Consider the following 3,123-nt stretch of genomic DNA (forward strand, 5'->3'; position numbering starts at 1 on the left):
TAGGAAACCAAAAATCCCCTTCTGTACAATTTTGTTCCTGTGAGGCTGTGTCTATTAAAACTCCCCCTCAACGAAATCGTAAGAAAACAAGAGGAAATTGGAGATATGCATTTATTCATAGAGGGAGATTAGTGAAATTGAATTAAAATTAATTGTCCTGTAACGTATCGGAGTATAAGTGTTTTTTCGCTCTTTACACACGAACATTTGTTTGCTAGTATTTTAGTAAAATATGGGAGGTAAAGTGTTTTGGACAGTTCAAATATTGTGATTGACCATCTACTAATTAAATACAAGGCGGATCAAAAGTGGACCCGCAAGGTGATTGAGCAGCTAACCGAGGAGGACCTCGTCTGGTCACCTACGACAGAGAGCAACAGTATCGCGAATTTGATAGCGCACATTTCAGGGGCTGCACGTTATTGGTTTGATGCCGCATATTTCGGTGCTCCATTAAACGAGTATATGAACATCGAATTCGAACGCGGTTTACAGATGACGAAAGAGCAGGCATTGGAAATTTCGAAAAAATCCTATGACAGCATCATTGGGGTTCTTGAAATGATGAAAGCAAACCCTGAACGACTGCTGGAACAGCCGTATTTGGATTATCCGTCGTTCGACTCTGCCGCCTTGAACAATCGATCCACCGTCCTAGAAATGCTTCTGCATCAGTTCAGACATTTGCCAAGCCACACGGGGCAAATCATATACATCGCAAAAATGAGGAAGGGGAACTTGGTATGGGATTGAAACTTAATTCATCATATTTAACCATTCCCGTCAGTAGTTTTAACAACTCTGTGGATTGGTATGGAGAACATTTCGGCTTTAAAGTAACAACAGTAGACCCGAATTACATAGAATTACATAATGAATCAGGCATAAAAATCCTATTCCAACAAAATGAACATAACCTCAATTCTCATTTCATATATCCGAATGGCGCGGCTCAATCGTCGTATGGGTTTATGGTGGACGATGCAGAATCCGCGTATCGGTATTGCATTGAAAAAGGGATTAAGGTTGGGGAGTTTTTTGATTATCAAGGCAAATCATTTTCATTCTACGACCTGGATGGTAATTTCATAGAAGTTTGGAGTGTACCTGAGGGTAAGAATTGATAATACTTAATTAACGGGCACGATATTCATTATATAAAAGACTAAGAAAATATGATATGGTACCCGCCCTAGGATGGGGTACTAATGAAAATCAAAAGTTAATGATTGATTACTTTCTGCTTAGGCAGCCACACGAATATCTGCACTACCGATATCCAATACTAGTTTGTCCCTTGTGTGGAGATGAGGAGTGTGGATTTATTTCAGTCAAAATTGACAAAGAAGATGACATTGTCATCTGGAAGGATTTTATATTCGAGCGTGACAATAAAAAAATTGATAGTGGCCCTTTCTATTTCAATTGGGAAAACTATTTAAGTGTAATTAACAATACTTATGGTATTGCGGGAGTTCAATAAAATAACTGTGTCTTGGCGGGTGATTCAACGAGGCACGATAGGCGCGGCAGCTTTTTTCCGTTTTTTGAAGTAACGGGCTGGATAATGTGATCGTTGAACAAAGTACATATAAATTTATTTCTTAAGTTAGTCAGGTTTGCGACATTATGTGGCATCAAAGTAACTGTTGGGCAATTAGGTGACTACTTCTTTTGCACTGATGGCTAACGGGCACGAGAGCTGAATAGATACACAAAGGCAGCCGGCCAGATCGATCGGCTGCCTTTGTTCACCTAACGGGCAGTTTAACACGCAACTTTTCAAATGTCGGAAACGTAAAGATTAAGGAGATTGTGCCAACATTAAAAAAAATAAGAAGGCAAGGAAGGATGAAATGATAATAACAACAGAGGATCAAGCATCGCGATTGACGAAGATGCGAAGAATCTGGGGGTATGGCGCCGCTGTAGCAGTGTCGCCATATCTGCTGATTAAAATCGCCTGGACCTTTGGTCTCTTCATGCCGACCGATCAAATGGGCGACCCCAGTTGGCGTATTGCCAATGCGGTCACCATGGTTCTCGCCGCGGCCGGCATCCTGTTGGCGATGGCGTTCTGCAGGCCGTGGGGTGAGCGGTTGCCCTCTTGGCTGGTGGCTTTACCTGTGTGGGTGGGCACCGGTCTTCTCATACCCATGTTACTTCTGGCACCGGTACTCGGTCCGGCCGCTATTACTCGGGATATCAAGGCAGGCACAGCCGACTTTTGGGTTTATGAGCAGGTCTTCGTCATGCTCTCGCTTGTTGGGGTAGGTATCTGTCTGCCTCTCGCCTTGGCAGGATACGCCAAGGCAAGATGGCCGGAGGTGCTGGGTGGTCCGATCGACTGCGGGGATCCGCCGGGACACACTCGGCAGCTACAGATTTTCCTGGCCAGGTTTGTCGCTGGCGGTTGCATCTTGCTTGGCGTTATCAAGGTATTCTGGGCGTTGGGCGGAACTACGGGCATCGATCCAGCCATGCTGGATGACCGTGATATATGGTGGCGCCTGCTGTCGTTGAGTACCGGCGCGTGGTCTTTCGCAGGGGCATGGGGCATGCTGGTGTTGACCTCACGCCGTGGCTCACGGAGGTTCCTGCTCCCCATGGCCGCGGCATGGATCTCGTCAGGAATGTTATTTTCTTACAATCTCTTCAACCGTTTGTCCGCCTCTCGCCCCGATGCTCCACCCGCCCCGGAGTATCCCCTGGCGCAGGTGCTGACCATGGAGGCTGGCACCGTCCTTGGGGTGATGATGGGTATGACCCTCCTGCTGGTGCTGCATGATCGCCGACGCGCCTTGCGTGGTGAATCAGATTAAGGTGTATAGCCGGGTCGTTACAGCTCCCAAGCTTTGACGATACACGGATCCTAGTCCTAATGACTCTCATTAAAATAGAACCGTGTTGAAGGTTTGATTCCGCTAACAGGAACGATAGCTCAAGAAAGACATGTGTAGGCAGCCGGCTTCTTGCAATCGGCTGCCTTTGCTCAACTAACGGGCAGCATTCCTGTAATGAAGAAATTCGCGGTTTGAACAAGAAAAAGGCCTCTGGTAACATGAAATTGTCCTGAGCTGGCCAGCAAAAAAGGACAAATACTCGTGTTCCAGGAGGCTACAA

At 46.1% G+C, this 3,123-nt stretch carries 3 protein-coding genes; all 3 read left to right on the forward strand.

Going from position 1 to position 3,123, the window contains the following annotated elements:
- Nucleotides 1–249: 249 nt before the first annotated feature.
- The 3 genes from FE783_RS37165 to FE783_RS37175 all read left to right on the forward strand — a co-directional run bounded on the left by FE783_RS37165 (nt 250) and on the right by FE783_RS37175 (nt 2,822).
- Nucleotides 250–753, forward strand: a complete 504-nt coding sequence (locus FE783_RS37165) for a DinB family protein (protein ID WP_138884438.1) — start codon at nt 250–252, stop codon at nt 751–753.
- Nucleotides 744–1,124 carry a VOC family protein gene (locus FE783_RS37170; RefSeq protein ID WP_138884439.1) on the forward strand — a complete coding sequence of 127 codons (381 nt, stop codon included), beginning with the start codon at nt 744–746 and terminating at the stop codon, nt 1,122–1,124. Before FE783_RS37165 ends, FE783_RS37170 begins: the two co-directional genes overlap by 10 nt.
- A 774-nt stretch (nt 1,125–1,898) precedes the next feature.
- Nucleotides 1,899–2,822: a hypothetical protein gene (locus FE783_RS37175; RefSeq protein ID WP_420799800.1), complete on the forward strand. Its 924-nt coding sequence runs from the start codon at nt 1,899–1,901 to the stop codon at nt 2,820–2,822.
- Nucleotides 2,823–3,123: the final 301 nt, after the last annotated feature.

It is taken from the genome of Paenibacillus mesophilus (assembly GCF_005938385.1).
GTDB classification, from domain to species: Bacteria; Bacillota; Bacilli; order Paenibacillales; family NBRC-103111; genus Paenibacillus_AB; species Paenibacillus_AB mesophilus.

Excerpts from the sequence above, each read along its gene's own strand:
- FE783_RS37170 (WP_138884439.1), top strand. The coding sequence starts at position 744 with ATGGGATTGAAACTTAATTCATCATATTTAACCATTCCCGTCAGTAGT.
- FE783_RS37175 (WP_420799800.1), top strand. The coding sequence starts at position 1,899 with ATGCGAAGAATCTGGGGGTATGGCGCCGCTGTAGCAGTGTCGCCATAT.